The organism is Mycobacterium sp. RTGN4 (genome assembly GCF_033804635.1).
Taxonomy (GTDB): Bacteria; Actinomycetota; Actinomycetes; order Mycobacteriales; family Mycobacteriaceae; genus Mycobacterium.
The window spans coordinates 446691-470437 of sequence record NZ_JAPZLB010000003.1; the positions used below are offsets into that span (position 1 = coordinate 446691).

The following is a 23747-nucleotide window of genomic DNA, read 5'->3' on the forward strand; positions in this document are numbered from 1 at the left end:
GCGCGCAATTCGGAGTTTTGGACGTGCTGGCTCACCGGCGGCGCTCCGAGTCGATCCCCCGGTTGCTTCGCTCTTGCCCGCCGAAGCGATAGTGTCCGGCCATGACGCAGGCCGGCGAAGAACTCGACGACATCGATCGGGTACTGGTGCGCGAGCTGGTCGCCGACGGCCGCGCCACGCTGACCCACCTGGCGGAGAGCGCGGGGCTGTCGGTGTCGGCCGTGCAATCGCGGGTGCGTCGGCTTGAGTCACGGGGAGTGGTGACGGGATACCGGGCGAGGATCAATCCCGAGGCGTTGGGAAACATGCTGTCGGCGTTCGTCGCCATCACCCCTCTCGATCCGTCTCAACCCGATGATGCTCCCGCCCGACTCGAACACATCGAGGCCATCGAGTCGTGCCACTCGGTGGCCGGCGAGGAGAGCTACGTGCTCCTGGTCCGCGTCAGGTCCGGGCGTGCCTTGGAGGAGCTGCTGCAGCAGATCCGCACGACGGCGAACGTCCGCACCCGAAGCACCATTATCTTACAGACTTTTTACGATGGACGCGAGTTCATACCGTAGATAATCCTGCTAGATGCCGATAAGGCCGTAAAAAATACGCTAAGATGGTGGCATGACTGCTGTCCTGCCAACTCGCGAACTGACCGCCGGCGCAGACGTCGCCCCCGATGACGTGCACGAGGTGCTGCGTCGCAGCATCCTGGCCGACGGGCTCGACTTCGTGCTCGACGTCGAGCGCTCGTCCGGTTCCTACCTCGTCGACGCCCGCACCGGCGCGCAGTACCTCGACATGTTCACGTTCTTCGCCTCGTCGGCGCTGGGCATGAACCATCGGGCCCTCGCGGCCGATCCCGAGTTCCGCGCCGAGCTCGCCGCGGCGGCCGTCAACAAGCCGAGCAATTCCGACGTGTACAGCGTGCCGATGGCCCGCTTTGTCGGCACGTTCAGGCGGGTGCTCGGTGATCCCGCGCTACCGCACCTGTTCTTCGTCGACGGTGGCGCGCTCGCGGTCGAGAACGCGCTCAAGGTGGCGTTCGACTGGAAGAGCAGGCTCAACGAGGCGCGCGGGCTCGATCCGGCGCTCGGCACCAAGGTGCTGCACCTGCGCGGCGCGTTCCACGGACGCAGTGGCTACACGCTGTCGTTGACCAACACCGACCCCAACAAGGTGGCGCGGTTCCCCAAGTTCGACTGGCCGCGCATCGATGCGCCCTACCTCCGCGCCGGGGCCGACATGGACGCGCTCGAGGCCGAGTCGCTCCGGCAGGCCCGTGCCGCCTTCGAAGCCAGCCCACACGACGTCGCTTGCTTCATCGCGGAGCCCATTCAGGGTGAAGGCGGCGACCGGCACATCCGGGGTGAGTTCTTCGCTGCGATGCGGAAGCTGTGCGACGAGTTCGACGCGCTGCTGATCTTCGACGAGGTGCAGACCGGTTGCGGCATGACCGGAACCCCTTGGGCCTACCAGCAATTGGGTGTCATGCCCGACGTGGTCGCATTCGGCAAGAAGACCCAGGTGTGCGGCGTGATGGCCGGCGGACGGGTCGACGAGGTGGCTGACAACGTCTTCGCCGTCAGTTCCCGCATCAACTCCACGTGGGGCGGCAACCTCACCGACATGGTCCGCTCACGTCGCATCCTCGAAGTCATCGAGCACGACGGACTGCTGGAGCATGCCGCCGAGGCCGGACGCTACCTACTCGGTCGGCTGGAGGAGTTGGCCGCGGAGTTCCCGACCCTGGTGCTCGACCCGCGCGGCCGTGGGCTCATGTGCGCGTTCAGCATGCCGACGGCCGAGCAGCGCGACCGATTGGTCAGCACGCTGTGGGAACGCCGCGTGATCATGCTGGCCAGCGGAGCGGACAGCGTGCGCTTCCGGCCCGCCCTCACGGTGACGTTGGCGGACCTCGACGCCGCCGTTGACGAGGTGCGGGCGGCGCTGCGCTGACGGCGGGAGTCACCAGCCGTCGAATCGCCGAACCGAGCCGCGTCAAGTCCTCGCCGCCGACGAGCACGCAGCCGTGCTGTTCGGCGAGTCTGCGTGCGGCGGGGGTGAAGTCGTGGTTGGTGACGACCATGGTGTGCGCGCAGTCGTGCATCGGGGCACCGGCGACCACCTCCTGCACGGCGCCCGCGCCGACGGGTCGGGCCTGCCGTTTGCATTGAATGGCAAGGCGATTCGGCCTGCGTCCCACGATGAGGTCGACGCCGAAGTCGCCCGTCACGGGTGTCATGATGACGGGCCCGCAGCCACGGGCGATGTGCGCGACATGGTCCTCGAATTCGATCCCAGACATAGCGGCGTGCTTTTCGGCGGGATGCTCGCGGAGGGCCGGCGTACGCGTTCCCCTCAATACGCCGAGCAGGAATGCGGGTAGCGCAGGCGCGAGCACGGCGACGGCGATGCTCCACGGCGGGCTGAGGCCAAGCAGGTGCGCCCCGAGGCCCGCCGCGACGGCCAGGACGACGTACGCCTTCCACACATGTTGAATGCTAAGGCGCCGCTCCGACAGTGGTCGCCGTCGCCACGGTTCACCAAGCCCGCCACACGCTCGCGGGGAGGGCAGGGGGCTACTGCAGCGCCCGCCACACCCTCGCCGGCGTCATCGGCAGCTGGTGAAGGCGGGCACCACAGGCGCGGGCGATCGCATTGGCCAGGGCGGGGGCCACCGGGTTGTATGGCGACTCGCTCATCGACTTCGCGCCGAATGGTCCGAGGGCGTCGTGGGTGTCGGCGAAGTAGACCTCGGTGACGGGGACGTCGGCCAACTGTGGAATGTGATAGTTGCGAAGGTCTTTGGTGGTGACGGCGCCGTCGGGGCCGACGAGCAGCTCCTCGTACAGCGCGGTGCCGATCGCCTGGGCGACGCCGCCCTCGACCTGGCCGCGACACTGCTCGGGATTCATCACCACGCCCGCATCCGCGGCCTGCACCGACTTCAGGATGCGCACCTCGCCCGTCTCGACGTTCACCCCGACGCGGAACGCCTGGACGTTGAACGCCACCGAGCGCGGGGTGCCGTCGTGGCGACCATGGCCGACCAGAGGCGCGCCACCGCCCGCCGACATCTTGGTCCGAAGGTCCCGGCACGCGGACTGTACGGCCAGCCCCGCCACGACGATGCCCGCCGAGCCGAATGCGCCCGTGTCGTAATCCGTTGCGTCGGTGTCGGATTGCCGAATGTGTACCCGGTCGGCACCGACACCGAGCTCGGACGCCACGATCTGGGCGTGGACCGTCGACGTGCCGTTGCCGAACTCTGCAGTGCCGACCGAGAGCGTGTAGTCGCCGTCCGCGTCCCACGAGACGGATGCGTCGGCGAAGTGGCCGCGAGGCGGGATGGTGGCGATCATCGAGATCGCCATACCCTCGCCGACGTGCCACTGCGATCCATCCGGCGGTGCGACGCCCTCGCCGGACGCCAAAGCCTCCTGCGCGAGGTCGAGGCACTGATCGAGTCCGTAGCTGCCGAACGTCAGATCGTCGTCGGCCACGTGCGCGTCGGTGAACACGTCTCCTGGCACGACGACGTTGCGGCGTCTGAGCTCGAACGGGTCGATGCCGAGCCGCTGCGCCAGCTCGTCCAGCGCCGACTCGACGGCGAATATCACCTGTCCGAGCCCATACCCGCGGAACGCCCCCGACGGAATGTTGTTGGTGTACACCGATTGTGCGTCGACCCGCTTGTTCGCGCACCGGTAGACCAAGACCGATTCTCCGCATCCGTGGAACATGACGCCTGGGCTGTGGTTGCCGTAGGCGCCCGCATCCATCAACACGTCGACCGCCAACGCCGTCAGCACCCCGTCGGCGCCCGCTGCGACCGTGGCGTCGACACGGACCGGGTGACGGCATGGCGCGGTGGTGAACTCGTCGGACCGGCTGAACTCGTAGCGCACCGGCTGCCCCAGGCGTAGCACCGCGAGCGCCACGAGGTCCTCGGTGAGCATTTCCTGCTTGCCGCCGAAACCGCCGCCGACCCGCCGGGTGAAGACGTGCACCTCGGTGCGGTCGAGGCCGAACACGTGGCACAGCTCGTCGCGAACCAGGAAGGGCACCTGTGAACTGGTGCGAATCACCAAGCGCCCCAGTTCGTCTCGCCAGCCCGTACTGCCGTGGGTCTCGAGGTGCGCATGCTGGACGCGTTGCGTGGTCCAGCGTCCGCGGACGACGGCTCCGCCGGACTCGCGCGCCGCGACCAGTCCGGCCGCGACGTCGCCGACCCCGCCGTGCAGTTCCGCGACGAGGTTGCGCGCGACGTCGGCGATGCGCGCGTCGGGCCCCTTGTCGCCGTGCACCAGCGGGGCGCCGGCCGAGCGCGCCGCCTCGGGATCGAATACGGCTGGGAGCTCGTCGTACTCGACGTGGATCAGTCGGCAGGCATTGTCGGCGAGCGCAGCGCTGTCGGCCACCACGGCGGCGACGCGCTGACCGACGAAGCGCACCGTGTCGTCGAGCACGAACGAATCGTCGGGATCGTCGAGTCTGCTGTCGTGGCGTGCCGTGGAGAAGGCGACGGCCGGACTGTCGCGATGCGTCAGCACCAGCCGCACGCCGGGAAGCTGCTCGGCCGCCGTCGTGTCGATGGACGCAATGCGTGCGTGCGGGACCGGGCTGTGCAGGATCGCCATGTGAAGCAGTCCCGCGGGGGTGTGGTCCATCGTGTACTGCTCGGTGCCGGTGGCGACGCGCAGGCCTGCCGGTGCACCGACGGAATCGCCTGCGCCGCCGACCTTCTTCGTGTTCATGGTGCCTGCGAGGGCATCGGTGATCGCGCGGTATCCGGTACATCGGCAGAGGTTGCCCTTGAGCGGCTCGGGCAGGTCGTGCAACTGATCGGCAGTCAGCGCGGACGCCGTGGTGATCATGCCCGCCGTGCAGAAACCGCACTGGAATCCTGCGGCCTCGACGAATTGCCGCTGCATCGGATGTGGCTCTTCGGGGGTTCCGAGTCCTGCGACCGTCGTGACCTCGTGCCCCGCCGCGCGAAATGCGGGGAACACGCAGGAATGCACGGGTGACCCGTCCACCAACACCGTGCACGCGCCGCAGTCACCCGCGTCGCAGCCGAACTTGACCTCGAAGTGCCCATGTTCGCGGAGGTAGGTACGCAGGCACTGGCCGGGCCACGGATCATCCTGCAGCACTGTCCCATTGACGTTGATCGTCATGGTGCCAGCTCCGCGCAGATCTCTTCGGCCAGCAGCAGGCTCATGGCCCGCCGCCAGTCGGGGTCGCCGTGCGCGTCGTCGGTCCAGGCCTCGTCGGGAATGCCGGCGTGGGCTCGTCGCACCAAGCCGACATCAGGCGACGGGAACGTGAAGACATACGGCCGCACGGTGGCCGCAGTCACGGACAATGCCATCCGCCCGTCGGGATCGCGCCGTCCGATCACGACGATTCCCGAGCGGCCCAGCGGCGACGGGGCCAGCTTCCGGTAGGCCGTGGTGCCCCGCAGCGCAGTCGCAGGCAGGTGCACGGACCGGAGCACCTCGCCGGGGGCCAGCACGTTGGCGGCCGTCCCGGTGACGAAATCGCGAACCGGAAGTCGGTAGTCGGCCCCGTTGGCCCGCCACACATGAACTTCGCCGTCGAGGGCGGAGGTGAGCGAGATCATCGCGCCTGCGGGGAACGAGAGGCAGAGGTTGCCACCGACCGTCGCGGTGCTCAAGATCTTGAACGACGCGAGCAACGCGGTGCAGCACTGATGAAACAGAGGAGCGGCCAGCCAGTCGGGGCGGCTCGAGGGCAGCTGCGTCGACAGTTCCGAGACCGTGGCGAGCGTGCACGTTGCGGCGAGCTCAATGCCGGTGTCGCTCAGTGTGATCGGTGGCCAGTCCAGAGCGGACAGGTCGACAAGGCGACGCAGGTGAGGTTGCGGCTCGGAGAACAACCACGTACCGCCGGCCAGTACCGCATCGGTTGGCGCCAACGGCCACAGTTCGGCGCGGCTGCGAGGCGTGACGACCGCTTGCACCGTGTTGAGGTCCACCGATCGACGGTAGTCAAGCGCGGCGCTGCGCGCATGCCCGGTCAACCCAAGTGCAACTCAGGGGTTGCATTAGCGGGCGGTTATGTGCAATTGTCGAGTTGCACATAGACCCCCGACAGCACGCAAGGAGCCGACATGGCAACGCTCGACATCACCCGCACCATCGACATCAAGGCAGCTCCCGAGAAGGTATGGGCCGCCCTCACCGAATCCGACCTCATCGCCCAATGGTTCGGCGACGCTTGCGAGTTCGACGCGACACCGGGTGGCAAGGGATACTTCGGCTGGCCGCACCACGGTCGGCACCGCGTGGTCGTCGAACACGTCGAGGCGCCCAAGACCCTCGTCTACCGCTGGGCGCGCGAGGCGGACGTCGACCCGGTGTCGGGCAACTCGACCGTCGTAAGGTTCGACCTCGCCGAATTCGAGGGTGGCACCAGGCTGACGCTGCTCGAGACCGGGTTCGACGAGTTGCCCGAGCCGCAAGCGGCACATGACGACAACACCGGCGGTTGGGTGGCCGAGTTGGGCGAGCTCGTCGACTACCTGGAGAGCGCTACCGTGCTGTGACGGCCGATGAGTTGGACGTTCCGGCAGTGTGCGCCGTGCTGGCCGACGAGTCCCGCTGGCGCATCTTGTCCGAGCTAGGCCGCTCCGACCTGTCCGCCAGCGCGCTCGCCGGCCGGCTACCGATCAGCAGGCAGGCGATCGCGAAACATCTGGCCGTGCTGGCCGACGCGGGCCTCGTCGAATCGGTCCGAGCGGGCCGCGAGCTGCGCTACCGCGCGCTGGGTGCGCGACTGAGCGCGTTGGCCGACGCGCTCGATGCGATCGGGCGGCGCTGGGACCACCGACTCGAGGCCATCAAGCGGATCGCCGAACGACCCGATTGACCGTGAGCGCTCATGACGAAGGCCCGACCGGATGAAAATCCAGTCGGGCCTTCGGCTCTGGGCGTTGCGCTAGCGCGCCGCGACGCTAGGCGCGTCGAGCGGCCTCTTCACGCGTCTCCGCTGCGGCGGCTGCGGCGCGGGAGGCTTCGGCCTCCGCTTCCTTCTTGGCGACGTCGCGCTGCGCGTCGGCCTTGTCCTGCTGAGCCTGGCCCTCGTGCTTGAGGTCCTTGCGGTCGAAAACGGTGCCCGCGACTTCCTTCGCCTTGCCGGCGACATCCTCAACGATGCCCTTGACGGCTGCTTCCGGACCAGTGTCTTTGTCGGCCATTATTAACCCTTCGGTCGTTGATCTGTCGTACTTGAGCCCAGTGCTAGAGCTCGGACTCCCTTTCGGGTCGCGTACGGGTAATTCGCACGCAATCAGAGCCTTCCCGACGCGCGTGGGCACCAAACGTCGACGGCGCTGTGGCAGCCGTCACCTACTGCAAGTCGGGTCGGCACGGCGCTGGGCGTTTGAGCGCTTGCTGGATGGGCATCCTGTCGATGAATTTCCACGTGAGGAGGGCGTTTGTGCCGGTCTGGGTCTGCGTTGAGTGCTTCGTCGGTAGACGGTGCGGCCCGCTGGGGCCAGCAGAGCGATCGGGCCTGGTAACTGCACGTGGTTTCCGAGCACTTCGATTCGCTGGTAGATCGGAATGTCCGTGAACGACTCGAAAACGGCCGAGGGTAGCCTCGCGTGGACATCACCAGGAGGACGCATGGACAACGAGGTCGAGTTCCGTGTCGCAGCGAAGCTAGAGAATCTGGCCGTGTTGCGCACATTGGTCTCCGCCGTGGCCACCTTCGAGGATCTCGACATGGACACCGTCGCCGATCTCCGCCTCGCAGTCGACGAGGCTTGCACTCGACTGATCCGGTCGGCAGTGTCCGGTTCGACGCTCGTCGTCGTGGTGCATCCATCCGACGACGAAGTCAAGATCGACGTGTCGGCCACGTGCACGTCGCCAGACGTCATGGCGCCGGGGAGCTTCAGTTGGCACGTGCTGAGCTCGTTGACCGACGACCTGACCACGTTTCAGGACGGACAGGGCCCTGGTGACAGCGGCGTGTTCGGCATCTCCATGACGACGAGAAGAGTGAGCTCACTGCGGTGACGCCGTCGTCTTCCAAGGGTTCGTCGGCGCGTTCGAACTCTGAATACGCCGATGTCCTCGACATGTTTCGGCTGCTGCGCGAAATTCCCGAGGGCACACCGAAGTTCCAGCGCCAGCGGGACTCCATCGTGGAACGATGCCTGCCGCTTGCCGACCACATCGCCCGCCGGTTCGACGGCCGCGGCGAGGCTCGTGACGATCTCGTCCAGGTGGCCCGGGTTGGCCTGGTGAATGCCGTGATCCGGTTCGACGTCGACGCTGGCTCGGACTTCGTGTCGTTCGCCGTGCCGACCATCATGGGCGAAGTCCGTCGCCACTTCCGGGATAACAGCTGGTCGGTGAAGGTGCCGCGGCGGCTCAAGGAGTTGCACCTTCGGTTGGGCGCGGCCACCGCCGAGCTGTCGCAGCGGCTGGGTCGTGCGCCCACCCCATCGGAGTTGGCCGCCGATCTGGAGATGGACCGCGACGAGGTGGTCGAGGGTCTGATAGCGGGTAGCTCGTACAACACGCTGTCCATCGACGGAGGCGGAGGCGGCACCGAGGAGGCGCCGGCCATCGCCGACACCCTCGGCGACGTCGACCTCAGCCTCGAGCGAATCGAGAATCGAGAGGCGTTGCGCCCGTTACTCGCCAGCCTTCCCGAGCGAGAACGGACCGTGCTCGTGCTGAGGTTCTTCGAGTCGATGACTCAAACGCAGATCGCCGAGCGTGTGGGCATATCGCAGATGCACGTGTCCCGGCTGCTGGCGAAATCGCTAGCGCGACTCCGGGACCAGCTGGAGTAGCGGCGGCGAGTCACCGGACAGCGCGGACAGCGCGGCTTCGACGGTCGGCTTCACCGCAAGTACCGAATCCGCATCGCAGATGTCGAGCACTCGGCTGACGGCCCTACTGGGCACCATTACCCACTCGACTCCCTCGGCCGCGCAGTGCTCGTTGAACGCGAGTAAGGCGGAATGCCCTGCGGTACCGAAGAATTCGACGCCCGTGAGGTCGAGCAGCAGGCGGGTGACCCGTCCGGCGCGCCACGCATACTGCGCGAACTCCGTCGCGTTGGCGGCATCGAGTTCGCCGACCGCGGCGATGATCGCCGTCGAGGGAGGCATCCAGAAGGTCGTGAAATCGGCTGCGCCACAAGTGAAGGTGGTTTTGGGCGCGGCCGAACCGGAGCTCTTGGAGAAGGAAATATCAATGGACATTTGTGACTCCATCAGTCGAAACGGACTCGTACTGTGGTTCACGTCAAATTTAGATGGGCCCTGCGTCTCAAAGCCGTGATGACGCTTCCAGCGGCTGCAGACTCAACCTTTTCGAACCCTACGCTGCTTCGTGCGCAACGGCGAAGTCAAACCCTACGAATTGTATAAGGCCAGGTCATGGCAGCCAGCCTTGGTATGCGTCCCAGGCCGCACCTGCCGGCGGCGCGTCGTCGCGTGTCACCGTCGCCTGAATGAAGCCGTAGGGCCGGTCGTCGGCATTGAAGACTTCGTTGTCGTTCTCCAGGCCGAACGGCGACAAGTCGTAGACGAAGTGGTGCTTGTTGGGCGCGGCCAGTCGTACCTCGGTGATCAACGGGTACGCCTCGAGCACCGCCTTGCCCATTTCGTAGAGGGTCTGCTGCAGGGCCAAGGACTGCACCAGCGCAAACTGCCTCACCATGTGGGCCTTCACGCTCGCGTACGTCTGCTCCCAGTCGACGTCGGTGGTGGTGAATCGCCACTGCGCCGTCAACGACGTCGCCATCACCCGATCGTGGGTGGGCTCGAGCACGGTGTAGGGGTCGACAAGAAAGCCCGCGAACTCCGACCCCGTCGACTTCAGGATCACCAGTTCCTTGAACCCGCCGATCACCCACTCGCCGTCACCGTCCACGGTCACCGCCGCCGTTCGTACCTCCTGGCCCTTGCGAATCCACGTGTGGTTGTGCTCGGCTCCGTCGACAACCGCACGCTCCCAGGCATATTCGTCAATCTCGATGCGAGCTCCCGTCACCGGCTCGACGTCGTGTACGAAGTGCCGCGCCAGCGCCAGGCCGTAATCCTCGATCGAGGTCAGGCCCTTCTCCTTGGCATAGGCGTACGCGGTCTGCTTCTGAGTGTCGGTGGGCAACACCTCGGATTGGTCGCCCGCCAGGTGGGCTGCGCTGAAGTCGCCACGTAGGCAAGTGGATACATTGACGTCGTGGATCTCGTGGCGTGGGGTGTCGCGGTAGATCCGGACGACCCGATTCTCGGCCTTGCCGTACTGGTTCTTGCCCAGAATGATCTTCGACACCGCTCAACTCCCTCGGTAGGTGGAATAGGCATAGGGCGAAAGCAGCACGGGGACATGGTATTTCCCTGCGGGGTCGGTGATTTCGAACGCGATGACGATCTCGGGATAGAAGCCGGGGGTGTCCGTCGCAGCGAAGTAGGAGCCGGTGTCGAAGTGCAGGCGATACAGCCCGGCGGGCAGGTCGCCGCTAAGTTGCGCGACGCGGCCGTCGTCGTCGGTGAAAGCGGTGGTCAGCGTTGTCCCGGCCGCATCGCTCAACGTGACGACGATGCCCGTCGCCGGTCGACCGGAGACCGCATCGAGGACGTGTGTGGAAAGGCTCATGACGTCATCCTGCCTCGACCGGCTCGCTCAACAGCCGTTCCAGCCTCAGCCGGTTGATCTTGGCCAACTCGCTGCGCATCACGCGACGTTCGGTATCGGGATCGTTATCCAGCCGCTCGGTGAGGATCGCCAGTAGTTCCTCGGCGGACCGGCCACTGGCGCAGACCAGGTAGACGTAGCCGAACTCGTCGTCGTACTCGCGATTCCTTTCGGCCAGTTCAGCTTTGACGGAGTCGGCGGCCGTGGACACGGAGGCTTGTTCGCGTGCCGACGAGGCGTTGTCGACCTTCGCGCCGATCCGCGGGTGCCCGTCCAGTGCAGTGTCGAGCTCGCCGTCGGGCAGTTCGGCTAATACTCGGTCCGCGCGGTCGAGCAGCGCGTCCACATCGCGAAACGGTGCTCCTGCGAGTACCCGTCGCGCCCAGATCGGCGACGAGCAGACGCCGTACAACAGGTTCATCCGCTGCCGGTCGGTCAGCCCGTTGAACCCGTCCAGGCCAAGTGCTCCCTGGGTGGGCATCTACTGCATTTCGGTGAGCCGGCTGAACCGTGCCGCGGCAATGGGATTCGCGTCGGCCACCAGGTCGTCGAAGCGGTAGTTGGCGATCTTGGCGATCTCGATGAGCGCGAACGCCTTCTCCGCGGGAGTCGAATTGTCCATGCGTGACCAGCCGTTCTTGAGCACCCGGTCGAAGTGCTCGGTCTCACGGGCACAGATCACCAGCGGGAACCCGAAGTGTTCGCGATACGCGCTGGCCAGCTCGACGACGTCGTTGTGGTCTTCCTCGGGGAGGTTGGACAGCGCGACGTGGTCGACGGCCAGCGCGTGGCCGGTCTCGTCTTCGGCGCCCAAGTCGTGGAACGCGTCGATGAGCTCGAATTGCTGCTCGGAGGACCCGGTGAGCACCGCGTCCTGGAAGGCTTCGCGCAGTGCCCGCGTGTCGGCGTACGGACGCTGTTCGAAAGCCCGCTCGACCGCCCACGGCACGTCCTGCACTACGTGGCCGAAGACCTCCGTGAAGCGCTCCTTGGTCATCGAGTTCACCTCGGCGAGCGTAATGGTGCCGCCGCCTGCCACCCGCGGCCCCTTACTGATGCCGAGGTGAAAGAACACGATGTTGAGCAGTATCGCGGCGATGGCGCCGATGCTGATGCCGCTACCGAACAGCAGGTCGATGCCGGGGGGTAGCGCCTTCGCGACGTCGGGGTACGTGGTGACCCACAAGGCAAGCGCCAGGCTGGTCGTGACGATGATCAGGTTGCGGTGATCGGTGAAGTCGACCTTGCCCAGCGTCTGGATGCCGACGACGGCGACCGTGGCGAACAGCGTCAGGGCCGCGCCCCCGAGCACCGGGTTCGGGATCGACGACACGATGGCGGCGACCTTGGGTAGGAACCCGAGCACGATCATGATCACGCCTGCCGCGGCCACCACCCACCTGCTCTTCACACCGGTCAGGCGAACCAGGCCGACGTTCTCCGAGAACGCCGTGTAGGGGAACGAGTTGAAGATGCCGCCGATGACGGTGGCCAGGCCGTCCGCCCGCAGCACGTTGCCGATGTCGGACGCCTTGATCCGCTTGCCGACGATCTCGCCGGTGGCCATCGTGCTGCCGGTGGACTCGACCGCGGTGATCAACAGCACGATGATCATCGTGATGCAGGCGACGACGTCGAACTTGGGCAACCCGAACACGAACGGCTGGGTGAACCCGATCGCCGAGGCGGCGCCGACCTTGTCGAAGTTCATGTCACCAAACGCGAAGGCCACCGCGCAACCGATGACCAGCCCGAGCAACACCGCGATGGTGGCGAGGAAGCCGCGGAACACCCGCTGGATCCCGACGATGATCGCGATGGTGCCCAGCGCGTAGAGCAACCACTTGATGTTCGTCGGATCATGTTCTCCGGTATGGGGATTGGTGACGGCGTCACCCGCGCCGACGGGCACCAGACACAGTCCGATGATGGTGATGAGGGTGCCGGTCACCACCGGTGGAAAGAACCGCAGCAGCTTGATGAAGATGGGCGCGATGAGGAACGTGAAGATGCCCGCGACGATCACCGCGCCGTAGACGTAGAGCAGGCTCGAGGCGCCGCCGCCGTGCGCCAGCCCGATCGCGATGATCGGCGAGACGCCCGCAAAGGTCACACCCTGCAGCAACGGCAGCCGGACCCCGATCTTCCAGATTCCCACCGCCTGGATGATCGATGCGATGCCGCAGGTGAACAGATCCGCCGTGATCAGCCTGACCAGGTCTTCCTGAGGCAGCTTGATGGCGCCCGCGATGATGATGGGCACCAGCACCGCGCCCGCGTAGAAGGCGACTACGTGCTGGAAGCCGTAGAGCGCAAGCTTCGGGACCGGGAGCACCTCGTCGACAGGGTGCACACGCTTCTTCGGGGCTTTGATGACCGGGGCGGACATGGGTCAAGAATTGACCAGGTTGACAATGTTCGCATGTCGAAAACCCCGGCCGCCGTGGGTGTCTTGCTGGCGGCTGGTGCCGGAAATCGCTATGGAATGCCCAAAGTGCTAGCGCAGCAAGGAGAATGGTTGCAGTCGGCAGTATCTGCCCTGGCCGCCGGCGGATGTGACGACGTCGTCGTCGTGCTCGGCGCCGCGGTCGTCGAGGTGCCCCCGCCCGCCCGGGCTGTGGTGGCCAAGGACTGGGCGCGCGGCCTGAGCGCGTCGCTGCGCGTTGGGTTGGGTGCCGTCGGCGAGCCGGACCTGGTGGTGCTGCACCTCGTCGACACTCCCGATGTCGGCGCCGACGTCGTCGCCCGCGTGCTCGGCGCGGCCGCATCGTCTGCGTCGGGCCTGGCGCGTGCGGTCTACGACGGCAGGCCCGGGCATCCCGTCGTCATTGCGCGCGAACACGTGCCCGCGCTGGCGGCGACGTTGCACGGTGACGAGGGTGGCCGCGCGTTCCTGTCGGGACGCGACGACGTGCTCGCCGTCGAATGCGGTGACCTGGCCACCGGGGCCGACATCGACCGGGCTTAAAGCAGTCCCAGCGCGGCGACGGCGGCCCGCTCGGCTTCGAGTTCGGCCACGGATGCGTCGATCCGGGCCCGCGAGAATTCGTTGACCTCGAGGCCCTCGACGACTTGCCACGTCCCGTCGACCGCGCGCACCGGCAGTGACGTGAAGATCCCCGCTGGGATGCCGTAGGCGCCGGGGGAGCAGAGCGCGACCGACGTCCAGTCGTCGGAATCGGTTCCGTCCACCCAGTCACGCACGTGGTCGATCGCGGCGTTGGCCGCCGAGGCCGCCGACGACGTGCCGCGCGCTTCGATGATCGCCGTCCCGCGCTTGGCCACCGTCGGAATGAAATCCGTTGTCAGCCAGGCTTGGTCGGCCGCATACTCGGAGCCTGCTCGACCGGCGACGTCCGCGTGGAAGATGTCGGGATACATGGTTGGGGAGTGGTTGCCCCACACCGTCACCCGCGAGACCTCGCTGACGTGGACGGCTGCGTGAGCGGCGAGTGCGGCGACGGCCCGGTTGTGGTCGAGTCGGGTCAGGGCGGTGAACCGTTCCGGCGGGATGTCGGGCGCGTGCGCCGAGGCGACGAGCGCGTTCGTGTTGGCCGGGTTGCCGACGACGACGACCCTGACGTCGGCCGAGGCGCCCGCGTTCAGCGCGCGGCCCGCTTCGGCGAAGATCGCCGCGTTGGCGGCCAGCAGGTCGGCGCGCTCCATGCCCTTGCTCCGCGGCTTTGCGCCGACGAGCAGGGCGACGTCGACCCCGTCGAAGGCCCGCACGGGATCATCGTGAATCTCGACGTCGCACAGCAGGTCGAATGCGCTGTCGACCAGTTCCATCACCACGCCCTCGGCGGCCCGCACCGCCGATGGCAACTCCAGCAGCCGCAACGTCACCGGAACCCCTCGGCCGAGCAGGGCGCCCGCACCGATGCGGAACAGCGCCGCGTAGCCGATCTGTCCGGCCGCACCGGTGACGGTGACTATCTTCGGGCCCGTCACGTCTCCACCCGCAGCCCAAGCACTTCGGAGGCGTAGCGGCGCACGGTGTCCTCAGACATGGCCGCAGCGTCCTCATGGCCGGGCCGGGACCTGCTGGCCATGAACGACGACTTCGGGTCGAGCGTGATCTCGGCGAGCAGTTCACCGGTGGACGGCTCGCACACGGCCCACGTGTACAGCGTGTCGTCGGCCCAACCGTCCTCGGCGTCGTGGACGTAGTCGAGGTCCGTCTCGCCGAGGTCGGCGAGCGCAGGTCGGTCGTCGACGCGGTCGTCGCACCGCAGCCCGCGTAGGTACCAGGTGCCGTTATTGATCTCTACGGGTTGCACGGGTTCAGCGTTCCATAAGCTTGTGAGCCATGAAACTCACGATCATGGGAGCCAGCGGGCTCATCGGAAGCAAGGCCGTCGACCTGCTGACCGCAGCGGGCCATCAGGTGGTGGCGGCGTCGCGGGCGACGGGCGTCGACGTGCTCACGGGGGACGGCCTCGCCGACGCGCTGGATGGCGCCGAGGTGTTGGTCGACGTCACCAACTCACCGTCCTTCGAAGACGACCCGGTGCTGCAGTTCTTCACCACCTCGGCCACCAACCTGACCGCCGCGGCGAAGACCGCCGGGGTGGGCCACTACGTCGCACTGTCGATCGTCGGCGTCGACGAGCTGCCCGACAGCGGCTACATGCGGGCCAAGGTGGCGCAGGAGCAGCTGATCAGCGCTTCGGGGCTGCCCTACTCGATCGTGCGGGCCACGCAGTTCGAGGAATTCACCGGCGCCATCGTCTCAGGACTGACGGACGGGGATACCGTCTGGGTGCCCGATGCCCTCATCCAGCCGATCGCCGCGAATGACGTTGCGGCGGAGGTGGTTCGGGTGGCGCTCGGTAAGCCGCTCAACCGGTTCGAGGACATCGGTGGCCCTGAGCAACTGTCGTTCGCGGAGCTTGCGCGGCGCAAGGCGCCCGACAAGAGCGTCATCGTCGACCCGGCCGCAACCTACTTCGGCACGGCGTTGGCCGAGACCAGCCTGGTGGTCACCGACTGAACCACTTCGTTGAGGTAGCGCTGGCGGCGGAGAAATGCGAGTGGCCGCCGCCCGTAGCGCTATCTCAACGCCGAGAAACTTAGTCCTTGATCTCGGCGAGCACGGTGCCCTGAGTGACGGCGGCACCGGCCTCGACCGACAGCCCCGTGATGGTCCCGTCCTTGTGGGCCGTCACCGGGTTCTCCATCTTCATGGCTTCCAGCACCACGATCAGGTCGCCGGTGGCCACTTGCTGACCTTCTTCGACGGCCACCTTGACGACCGTGCCCTGCATGGGAGCGGTGACGGAATCGCCGGAGGCGGCAGCTCCGCCGCTGCCCCCGCGCTTGCGTGGCTTGGGCTTCTTGCGGATCACGCCCGGGCCGGCCGCAGCACCGCCGCCGATGGCGAGATCGCCTGGCAAGGACACCTCGACGCGGCGGCCACCGATCTCGACGACGACCTTCTGCCGCGGCGCGGCGGCGTCCTCGTCGAGCGGCTCACCACCGGTGAAGGGTTCGACGGTGTTGTCCCACTCGGTCTCGATCCAGCGCGTGTGGACGGTGAAGCCGTCGCCGTCGCCGATGAACGCCGGGTCGGACACCACGGCACGGTGGAACGGGATGACGGTGGCCAGGCCCTCGACGTTGAACTCGGCGAGCGCGCGGCGCGAGCGGGCCAGTGCCTCGTCACGGGTGGCGCCGGAGACGATCAGCTTCGCCAGCATCGAGTCGAACTGCCCACCGATGACCGAGCCCGACTCGACGCCGGAGTCGAGGCGCACGCCAGGACCGGTCGGCGGCTCGAACTTGGTGACCGGACCGGGAGCGGGCAGGAAGCCGCGGCCCGCGTCCTCGCCGTTGATGCGGAATTCGAAGGAATGGCCGCGCGGGGTCGGGTCTTCGGTGATGTCCAGCGCTTCGCCGTTGGCGATCTTGAACTGCTGCAACACCAGGTCGATGCCCGCGGTCTCCTCGGTCACCGGATGTTCGACCTGCAGCCGCGTGTTGACCTCGAGGAACGAGATCAGTCCGTCCTGGCCGACCAGGTACTCGACGGTGCCCGCGCCGTAGTAGCCGGCCTCCTTGCAGATGCGCTTGGCGGACTCGTGGATCTCCTTGCGCTGGGCGTCGGTCAGAAAAGGTGCAGGCGCTTCTTCGACCAGCTTCTGGAAACGGCGTTGCAGCGAGCAGTCGCGCGTACCCGCGACGACGACGTTGCCGTGGGTGTCGGCGATGACCTGAGCCTCGACGTGGCGCGGCTTGTCCAGGTAGCGCTCGACGAAGCACTCGCCGCGGCCGAAGGCCGACACTGCTTCGCGGGTGGCCGAGTCGAAGAGTTCGGGGATCTCCTCGATGGTGCGGGCGACCTTCATGCCACGGCCGCCGCCGCCGAACGCCGCCTTGATCGCGATCGGCACGCCGTATTCCTTGGCGAATGCGACGATCTCGTCGGCGTCCTTGACGGGCTCCGCCGTGCCTGGGACCAACGGGGCCTTCGCCTTTGCGGCGATGTGGCGCGCGGTGACCTTGTCGCCGAGGTCGCGGATCGACTGCGGGCTCGGGCCGATCCAGATCAGCCCGGCGTCGAGGACGGCTTGCGCGAAGTCTGCGTTCTCGGACAGGAAGCCGTAGCCGGGGTGGATCGCGTTGGCGCCCGACTTCTGCGCGGCGTCGAGAATCTTGTCGAAGACCAGGTAGGACTCGGCCGAAGTCTGGCCGCCAAGGGCGAAGGCCTCGTCGGCGAGCCGGACGTGGGGGGCGTCGGCGTCGGGATCGGCGTACACGGCCACACTGGCTAGCCCGGCGTCCTTGGCTGCCCGAATCACCCGGACCGCGATCTCCCCGCGGTTGGCGACGAGCACCTTGGAGATCTTCGAGCTGGCGTGACTGGGCACTGCGCCTCCTGGGTGGCATGTCTAAGAAACGTCTTTAAGAATGTATCCCGGGCAGTTTATGCGGCGCGACATCAGCCCCGGCGAGCCGGTGCGGGTTACCGGCGGGTAGGGCAAGCTGATCCTGCCCGCCGCGCCAGGCAACCGAGTGCCGCAGCGCGATTAAGCCCGCAGTCGACGCTTGATGCGCGTCAGCATCGCCGACATGCCGCGTAGCCGCAGCGGGCTGATCAACGCCGCCAACCCGAGTTCTGAATAGAAGTCGTCCGGCACGGCCAGGATCTCCTCGGCGGGGTGATCGTCGAGCCCAGCGGCCAGAATCGCGGCGAACCCACGGGTGGTGGGCGCTTCGGGAGGCGCGCTGAAGTACAACCGAACGTGCTCGGCATCGGAGGCGTCGACATGTAGGAACAGCGGCGACTGACACTCCGGGACCGGCTCCATCGCGGCCTCTTCGAGATCGGCTGGGAGCGGCGGTAATTCGTTCGCGAACTCAAGCAACAGTTGCAGCTTGTCCTGGCCTTGCATGTCGGCGAAGTCCGACACGACCTCGGCCAGCGCGGCCGGCATGGAACTCATGGCGCTTCGCCGGGCTCTTCCCCGACCGCGACGGGCACCCGTACCGCATTGCCCCACTCGGTCCACGAGCCGTCGTAGTTGCGCACGCCCGGCAGCCCGAGCAGGTGGGTGAGCACGAACCAGGTGTGGCTGGACCGCTCGCCGATACGGCAATAGACAACGGTCTTGTCGTCAGCGGTTAGGAAGCCGTACAAGTCGTCTAGCTCGGCGCGGCTGCGGAACTTGCCACTGTCCTCGGCCGCCTTGGCCCACGGAATCGACTTGGCGGTGGGGATGTGGCCGCCCCGCAAGGCGCCCTCTTCCGGGTAGTCGGGCATGTGAGTGCGCTCGCCCGTGTACTCCAACGGAGAACGCACGTCGATCAGCGGCTGCTTGCCGAGGATTCCGAGCACGTCGTCCTTGTAGGCCCGGATCTCGGCGTCGTTGCGCTCGACGACCGGGTAGCCGGTGGTCTGCTTGGACGGCACCTCGAGCGTGGTGTCTCGACTGTTGGAGACCCACAGGTCGCGACCGCCGTCGAGCAGTCGGACGTCGGGGTGGCCGAACAACGTGAACACCCACAGCGCGTAGGCAGCCCACCAGTTGCTCTTGTCGCCGTAGATGACGACGGTGTCGTCGCGGGAGATGCCCTTGCGGTTCATCAGGGCGGCGAACTGGGCGCCGTCGATGTAGTCGCGCACGTGCGGGTCGTTGAGGTCGATGTGCCAGTCGATCTTCACCGCGCCCGGGACGTGCCCGGTGTCGTACAGCAGCACGTCCTCGTCGGACTCGACGATGGACAGGCCCTTGCGGCCGATGTTGCCCGCCAGCCAGTCGGCGGTCACCAGCCGTTCCGGATGGGCGTAAGCGGCTAGGGAGGGATGCGGATCTGCAGGAAGCGCCACACCGGCCAGCCTACTGGCAAGCGAATCGAGCGCTAGCGCCGTAGTGAGCACAGGTTGGACCGGACCAGGACGCCGTCTCGACGATGCCGCCAGCGAGCGGCTGGGCTAGTGCTCAGGGCAGTGGGTTGGTGACCCACAGATCGGCGATCGACAAGCCGGCCCGTTCGAGCAGCGACCGGGTCAGCGGAAGGCCGATGCCGATGACCGCCGAAGGGTCACCGGTCACGCCGTCGACGAACCATCCGCCCAGTCCGTCGAGCGTGAACCCGCCAGCCACGGTGGTCGGCTCACCGCTACGGGCATATGCGGCGAGCTCGACGGGCGGTGGGTTGCCGAAATGCACTGTGGTACAGGAGGCCGCCGCCAGTTCACTTTCAATTGCGTTGTCGCGCAACCGGATCACGCAGTGTCCGGTATGAAGCTCGGCCGAGGTGCCCGCCATCGCCCGCCAACCCGCGATGGCAGCCGCTTCCGACTCCGGCTTGCCCCTCAAGCGTCCGTCGCGCAGGAGCATGGAATCGCAGCCGATCACCACGCAGTCGACGGCGACGTCGCTTGGCAGGGTGGCTACCACCGCTCTGGCCTTCGCCGTGGCCAATGCGGTGGTGACGTCATCGGGAGAAGAGCCGTCGGGCAATTCGGCGACGATCGCATCCTCGTCGACGCCCGACACGATGACCAACGGGTCGATGCCAGCCTGACGCAACACTCGTCGCCGGCCAGGGGAGGCCGAGGCGAGCACGACTCGCGTCACATCAACGCCGCATGTGGGTTCTCTCCACCAACGTCACGTGCTGCCAGCTGTGGACCGAGTAGCGAAGCTTGTCGATCGGCAGGCCCCACATGTTGAGTTCCTGCGGACCGGGCGCGGGAGTGCCGCCACCGCTTGCGAGCAATACCACCAGCGCAGCCACGTCTTGATCGGACGGATTGCCCTTGAGGATCCTGATTTCCGGCACGGTCGAGTCGACGGGTGCGTCGATGGTCAGATCTTGCGGGTCGGAGATCTCAGTGATGGCGACGTCTTGCGACACGGCTAGTCCGTTCGTCGGGGCGGGCGGGTGAGAGCGGGATTACAGCGGGATGTTGCCGTGCTTCTTTGGCGGGAGCTGCACGACCTTGCGTTCCAGCAGGCGTAGCGCCGACGAGATGTAACCGCGCGTGTGCGACGGCGGGATGACGGCGTCGACGTAGCCCCGCTCGGCGGCGACGTACGGATTGACCAACGTGTCCTCGTAGTCCTGCTGGAGCTCCAGGCGAAGCGCATCGACGTCGGCGCCATCCTTGGCCGCTTCCTTGAGCTGGCTGCGGTAGACGAAGCCGACGGCACCGGAGGCACCCATCACGGCGATCTGCGCGGTCGGCCAGGCGACGTTGACGTCGCAGCCCATGTCCTTGGACCCCATCACGCAGTACGCGCCGCCGTAGGCCTTGCGAGTGATGACCGTGATCTTGGCGACGGTCGCCTCGCCGTACGCGTACAGCAGCTTGGCGCCGCGCCGGATGATGCCGTTGTACTCCTGATCGGTGCCGGGCAGGAAGCCCGGCACGTCCACCAGCATGATGATCGGGATGTTGAAGCAGTCGCAGGTTCGCACGAACCGGGCGGCCTTCTCCGAGGCGTTGATGTCCAGGCAGCCCGCGAACTGGGTGGGCTGATTGGCGACGATGCCAACGGTGCGTCCGTCGACGCGGCCGAACCCGATGACGATGTTGCCTGCGTAGCCGGACTGCACCTCGAGGAACTCGTCGTCGTCGAGGATGCGGGTGATGACCTCGTGCATGTCGTACGGCTGGTTCGGCGAGTCTGGGATCAGGGTGTCGAGCTCGAGGTCCTCCTCGGTGAGGTTGTCCTCGATGGCGCCCGGATGCGGCGGCGCCGGGTAGCGCGGCGGCTCGGCTGCGCTGTTGGGCGGCAGGTAGCTCAGCAGGTCGCGGACGTATTCGAAGGCGTCCTGCTCGCCCGAGGCGACGTAGTGCGCGGTGCCCGACTTGGCCATGTGGGTGTGCGCGCCACCCAGTTCCTCCATGGTCACCTCTTCGCCGGTGACCGTCTTGATGACGTCCGGTCCGGTGATGAACATCTGACTGGTCTGGTCGACCATGATGACGAAGTCGGTGAGCGCGGGGGAGTAGACGTGTCCGCCCGCGGCGGCGCCCATGATCAGCGAGATCTGCGGGATGACGCCGGAGGCCAGGATGTTGTTGCGGAAGATCTTGCTGTACAGCCCGAGCGAGACCACACCCTCTTGGATGCGTGCGCCCGCTCCGTCGTTGATGCCGATCAACGGCCGACCGGTCTTGAGCGCCAGCTCCTGGACCTTGACGATCTTCTCGCCGTAAACCTCGCCGAGGCTGCCGCCGAAAACAGTGGCGTCCTGGCTGAAGATGCAGACGTCGCGACCGTCGATGGTGCCGTAGCCGGTCACGACGCCGTCGCCGACCGGGCGATTGGCCTCGAGGCCGAAGTTCGTGCTGCGGTGCTTGGCCAACGCGTCGAGCTCGACGAACGAGCCCTCGTCCAGCAGCGCGTAGATGCGCTCGCGGGCCGTCAGTTTGCCCTTGGCGTGGACCTTCTCGACGGCGGCCTCACCGACGGGATGCACCGTTTCTTCGGCGCGCTTGCGGAGGTCGGCCAGCTTTCCCGCGGTGGTGTGGATGTCGATCTCGTGCTCCGCCGCGGGTTCGGTAACGCTCGTCATGGGTGTCGATGCTAGCTAGGTGCCGCGGAATGCTCGCCACGGCCTAGTGCGACCGTGCCGTCGACGTGTCGTTGCGGCGTCTCGCGGAAAATCTTGCAACGTTGCTGACGACACTGCTGGAAGCGGCGGTCGGCGTGAGCGCCACCTGAGCCTTTGCGCCGAGATTCGTCGATGAGCCGGCGAGCCGTCGGAGATGCGGCGAGTTTGTGCAGGTAACTTCCAATATCTTTGCCAAAATTGCATGTCCGGGAGATTTAGGCCACTCGCAAGTCTGTGCCGGCGATGGCGAGCGAGTAAAAGTTTCCCCCTCGGTGCGGGAGCCGCAATGACGAGGGATCGAGAAAAAAAGCACGCTGCCTGGTAGTTTCCCGTGAACCATCGATCATCGGTAGCGCTGAGTGTCGACCCCGGCATTGCTGCTCGACATAAGAATGGTGATCTGTATCACACATCCTCGTTTCGAGATGGCTTAATCAGACCAAAGGTGTCATATTAGCTATCACAACATCTGGCGAAGAAAGTTGACTCTCGACGATGGTGACAGCTCAACCCTCCTGGGGAACGGTCGCCGCGCTGCCTGGAACCGGAGCCGCCAACGCCTCGGACTCCAAGTACTGGCGGAGTAGCTACGTTCAGCGGTTGCGCGTTTCGGACACGCTTGTCGTCATCTTGGTCATCGCGCTTGCGCAGATGCTGCGGTTCGGTGGGTTGACCAGCGTCAACCTCGCCGGACCCGCCGGGCCGGCATCCGTCGACTACCTCGTCGTGTCGGTATCCATCTCAGCCGTCTGGGTGGCCGCGCTTTCCGTCTATCGCACGCGGGCCCCGCAGGTCATCGGGACCGGGCTGGAGGAATACCGCAGGGTCTGGACGGCCACCCTGTCGCTCTTCGGCGTGATCGCCGTCGTCTCGACTATCTTCCGGCTCGATATCGCGCGAGGCTATCTCGCCATCGCGCTTCCGCTCGGCCTGATGGTGCTCACACTGAACCGCTGGCTGTGGCGCAGGTTCGTTGTCCGTCAGCGCAACAGCGGTGCCTACATGCACTCGGTGCTCGCGGTGGGCCGGATCGATTCGATCCGGGCGCTCGCACAATCACTGGTCCGCTCTCCCGATGACGGATACCAACTCGTCGGAGTCTGCGCGCCAGGGCCTCCGCGAGATCGGATGCTCATCCCCGTGATCGGCGACGTCGCGGCGTATCCCTACGACGGTGATATCGCATCGGCGGTCATGGCGTCGGGTGCCGACACTGTCGTGCTCACTTCGGGTCATCTCGACCCTGACGAGATACGTGCGCTCTCTTGGCAGTTGGAGACGATGGACGTCGAACTGGTGGTGTCACCGGGGATGGTCGACGTCGCGGGTCCGCGGCTCACCATGCGTCAGGTCGGCGGGCTGCCCCTGCTGCACGTCGACAAGCCGCAGTACGACGGTGCCAAACGCTTTCAGAAGCGCGCCTTCGATGTCTGCTTCGCACTGTTGGTGCTCCTGGTGACGTCGCCATTGCTACTCGCCGCCGCGGTCGCCGTGAAGGCAAGCAGTCGCGGTCCAGTCTTCTACCTGTCGGAACGAATTGGCCTGGACGGCAAGCCGTTTCAGATGATCAAGTTCCGCAGCATGGTCGTCGATGCAGACCAACGGTTGGCCGATGTCGAACACCTCAATGAGGGTGGCGGCGTGCTGTTCAAGATCAGGGTGGACCCGAGGGTCACCGCTGCCGGCCGAATACTGCGCCGCTACAGCATCGACGAACTGCCGCAGTTCATCAACGTGCTGCTCAAGGACATGAGCGTCGTCGGCCCTCGACCGCCGCTGGCGACCGAGGTAGAGGCCTATGACGACCTGGTCCGTCGTCGGCTTCTGGTGCGTCCGGGAATTACGGGCCTGTGGCAGGTCAGTGGCCGGTCCGACTTGTCGTGGGAGGACTCCGTTCGGCTCGATCTGTCGTACGTGGAGAACTGGTCAATGGTTGGTGATCTGGTCATCGCTGCCAAGACGGCCGGTGCGGTATTGCGAGGTTCCGGTGCCTACTGA

At 66.5% G+C, this 23747-nt stretch carries 26 protein-coding genes; 9 read left to right on the top strand and 17 right to left on the bottom strand.

What is annotated here, in order from left to right:
• Window positions 1-101 precede the first annotated feature (101 nt).
• Entirely contained in the window at window positions 102-563 is a 462-nt protein-coding gene (locus SLQ30_RS09080; RefSeq protein ID WP_319445922.1) for an Lrp/AsnC family transcriptional regulator, read from the top strand.
• Between the two features lie 52 nt (window positions 564-615).
• Window positions 616-1950, top strand: coding sequence for an L-lysine 6-transaminase (lat, locus tag SLQ30_RS09085; RefSeq protein WP_319445923.1), 1335 nt, complete (start codon window positions 616-618; stop codon window positions 1948-1950).
• Here the strand turns inward: lat and SLQ30_RS09090 are convergent.
• The 3 genes from SLQ30_RS09090 to SLQ30_RS09100 all read right to left on the bottom strand — a co-directional run bounded on the left by SLQ30_RS09090 (window position 1889) and on the right by SLQ30_RS09100 (window position 5995).
• Window positions 1889-2485 (bottom strand): restriction endonuclease, encoded by a 597-nt coding sequence (locus SLQ30_RS09090; protein WP_319445924.1) that lies wholly within the window; start codon window positions 2483-2485, stop codon window positions 1889-1891. The genes lat and SLQ30_RS09090 overlap by 62 nt on opposite strands.
• 88 nt (window positions 2486-2573) lie before the next feature.
• Window positions 2574-5174, bottom strand: a complete 2601-nt coding sequence (locus SLQ30_RS09095; RefSeq protein ID WP_319445925.1) for a molybdopterin-dependent oxidoreductase — start codon at window positions 5172-5174, stop codon at window positions 2574-2576.
• Window positions 5171-5995, bottom strand: a complete 825-nt coding sequence (locus SLQ30_RS09100) for an FAD binding domain-containing protein (protein WP_319445926.1) — start codon at window positions 5993-5995, stop codon at window positions 5171-5173. Before SLQ30_RS09100 ends, SLQ30_RS09095 begins: the two co-directional genes overlap by 4 nt.
• Window positions 5996-6130: 135 nt before the next feature.
• Between SLQ30_RS09100 and SLQ30_RS09105 the strand changes: the two genes are divergently transcribed.
• Together SLQ30_RS09105 and SLQ30_RS09110 are read left to right on the top strand one after the other, a co-directional pair.
• Window positions 6131-6565 (top strand): SRPBCC domain-containing protein, encoded by a 435-nt coding sequence (locus SLQ30_RS09105; RefSeq protein ID WP_319445927.1) that lies wholly within the window; start codon window positions 6131-6133, stop codon window positions 6563-6565.
• Window positions 6562-6888: a metalloregulator ArsR/SmtB family transcription factor gene (locus SLQ30_RS09110; RefSeq protein WP_319445928.1), complete on the top strand. Its 327-nt coding sequence runs from the start codon at window positions 6562-6564 to the stop codon at window positions 6886-6888. The genes SLQ30_RS09105 and SLQ30_RS09110 overlap by 4 nt, the downstream gene beginning before the upstream one ends.
• An 85-nt stretch (window positions 6889-6973) precedes the next feature.
• On the opposite strand, the gene SLQ30_RS09115 is transcribed toward SLQ30_RS09110, so the two are convergent.
• Window positions 6974-7216, bottom strand: coding sequence for a CsbD family protein (locus SLQ30_RS09115; RefSeq protein WP_319445929.1), 243 nt, complete (start codon window positions 7214-7216; stop codon window positions 6974-6976).
• A 430-nt stretch (window positions 7217-7646) separates the two neighbouring features.
• Here SLQ30_RS09115 and SLQ30_RS09120 point away from each other — a divergent pair, with 430 nt between their 5' ends.
• Both SLQ30_RS09120 and SLQ30_RS09125 read left to right on the top strand, forming a co-directional pair.
• A complete protein-coding gene (locus SLQ30_RS09120) occupies window positions 7647-8042 on the top strand; it encodes an ATP-binding protein (RefSeq protein WP_319445930.1) in 396 nt (131 codons plus the stop codon).
• 62 nt (window positions 8043-8104) lie between these two features.
• Complete coding sequence (locus tag SLQ30_RS09125; protein WP_413467979.1) at window positions 8105-8827, top strand: RNA polymerase sigma factor SigF; 723 nt, start codon at window positions 8105-8107, stop codon at window positions 8825-8827.
• Here the strand turns inward: SLQ30_RS09125 and SLQ30_RS09130 are convergent.
• The 5 genes from SLQ30_RS09130 to SLQ30_RS09150 form a co-directional block, all read right to left on the bottom strand.
• Window positions 8798-9241, bottom strand: a complete 444-nt coding sequence (locus tag SLQ30_RS09130; RefSeq protein WP_319445932.1) for an STAS domain-containing protein — start codon at window positions 9239-9241, stop codon at window positions 8798-8800. The genes SLQ30_RS09125 and SLQ30_RS09130 overlap by 30 nt on opposite strands.
• Window positions 9242-9416: 175 nt before the next feature.
• Window positions 9417-10316, bottom strand: a complete 900-nt coding sequence (pucL, locus tag SLQ30_RS09135) for a factor-independent urate hydroxylase (protein ID WP_319445933.1) — start codon at window positions 10314-10316, stop codon at window positions 9417-9419.
• A 3-nt stretch (window positions 10317-10319) separates the two neighbouring features.
• Window positions 10320-10640, bottom strand: a complete 321-nt coding sequence (uraH, locus tag SLQ30_RS09140) for a hydroxyisourate hydrolase (protein WP_319445934.1) — start codon at window positions 10638-10640, stop codon at window positions 10320-10322.
• Between the two features lie 4 nt (window positions 10641-10644).
• Complete coding sequence (gene uraD / locus SLQ30_RS09145; RefSeq protein ID WP_319445935.1) at window positions 10645-11160, bottom strand: 2-oxo-4-hydroxy-4-carboxy-5-ureidoimidazoline decarboxylase; 516 nt, start codon at window positions 11158-11160, stop codon at window positions 10645-10647.
• On the bottom strand, window positions 11161-13068 hold the full coding sequence (locus SLQ30_RS09150) for a solute carrier family 23 protein (protein WP_319445936.1): 1908 nt from the start codon (window positions 13066-13068) through the stop codon (window positions 11161-11163).
• A gap of 33 nt (window positions 13069-13101) precedes the next feature.
• Here SLQ30_RS09150 and SLQ30_RS09155 point away from each other — a divergent pair, with 33 nt between their 5' ends.
• Complete coding sequence (locus SLQ30_RS09155; protein WP_319445937.1) at window positions 13102-13647, top strand: NTP transferase domain-containing protein; 546 nt, start codon at window positions 13102-13104, stop codon at window positions 13645-13647.
• Here the strand turns inward: SLQ30_RS09155 and SLQ30_RS09160 are convergent.
• The gene (locus tag SLQ30_RS09160) at window positions 13644-14630 is read right to left on the bottom strand and encodes a malate dehydrogenase (RefSeq protein WP_319445938.1); all 987 of its coding nucleotides are present in this window, start codon (window positions 14628-14630) and stop codon (window positions 13644-13646) included. The genes SLQ30_RS09155 and SLQ30_RS09160 overlap by 4 nt on opposite strands.
• Window positions 14627-14959, bottom strand: a complete 333-nt coding sequence (locus SLQ30_RS09165) for a hypothetical protein (RefSeq protein WP_319445939.1) — start codon at window positions 14957-14959, stop codon at window positions 14627-14629. Before SLQ30_RS09165 ends, SLQ30_RS09160 begins: the two co-directional genes overlap by 4 nt.
• Window positions 14960-14988: 29 nt before the next feature.
• Here SLQ30_RS09165 and SLQ30_RS09170 point away from each other — a divergent pair, with 29 nt between their 5' ends.
• Window positions 14989-15672 carry an SDR family oxidoreductase gene (locus SLQ30_RS09170; protein WP_319445940.1) on the top strand — a complete coding sequence of 228 codons (684 nt, stop codon included), beginning with the start codon at window positions 14989-14991 and terminating at the stop codon, window positions 15670-15672.
• Window positions 15673-15751: 79 nt separating this feature from the next.
• On the opposite strand, the gene SLQ30_RS09175 is transcribed toward SLQ30_RS09170, so the two are convergent.
• The 6 genes from SLQ30_RS09175 to SLQ30_RS09200 all read right to left on the bottom strand — a co-directional run bounded on the left by SLQ30_RS09175 (window position 15752) and on the right by SLQ30_RS09200 (window position 21710).
• Complete coding sequence (locus SLQ30_RS09175; protein ID WP_319445941.1) at window positions 15752-17548, bottom strand: acetyl/propionyl/methylcrotonyl-CoA carboxylase subunit alpha; 1797 nt, start codon at window positions 17546-17548, stop codon at window positions 15752-15754.
• Window positions 17549-17707: 159 nt separating this feature from the next.
• Window positions 17708-18124, bottom strand: coding sequence for a SufE family protein (locus SLQ30_RS09180; RefSeq protein ID WP_319445942.1), 417 nt, complete (start codon window positions 18122-18124; stop codon window positions 17708-17710).
• Window positions 18121-19008, bottom strand: coding sequence for a sulfurtransferase (locus SLQ30_RS09185; protein ID WP_319445943.1), 888 nt, complete (start codon window positions 19006-19008; stop codon window positions 18121-18123). Before SLQ30_RS09185 ends, SLQ30_RS09180 begins: the two co-directional genes overlap by 4 nt.
• 112 nt (window positions 19009-19120) lie before the next feature.
• Window positions 19121-19762, bottom strand: coding sequence for a nucleoside triphosphate pyrophosphatase (locus SLQ30_RS09190; RefSeq protein WP_319445944.1), 642 nt, complete (start codon window positions 19760-19762; stop codon window positions 19121-19123).
• Between the two features lies 1 nt (window position 19763).
• Window positions 19764-20042 (bottom strand): acyl-CoA carboxylase subunit epsilon, encoded by a 279-nt coding sequence (locus SLQ30_RS09195; protein WP_319445945.1) that lies wholly within the window; start codon window positions 20040-20042, stop codon window positions 19764-19766.
• A gap of 39 nt (window positions 20043-20081) precedes the next feature.
• Window positions 20082-21710 (bottom strand): acyl-CoA carboxylase subunit beta, encoded by a 1629-nt coding sequence (locus SLQ30_RS09200; RefSeq protein WP_319445946.1) that lies wholly within the window; start codon window positions 21708-21710, stop codon window positions 20082-20084.
• A gap of 534 nt (window positions 21711-22244) precedes the next feature.
• On the opposite strand from SLQ30_RS09200, the gene SLQ30_RS09205 reads away from it, so the two are divergent.
• Window positions 22245-23747 (top strand): sugar transferase, encoded by a 1503-nt coding sequence (locus tag SLQ30_RS09205; RefSeq protein WP_413467967.1) that lies wholly within the window; start codon window positions 22245-22247, stop codon window positions 23745-23747.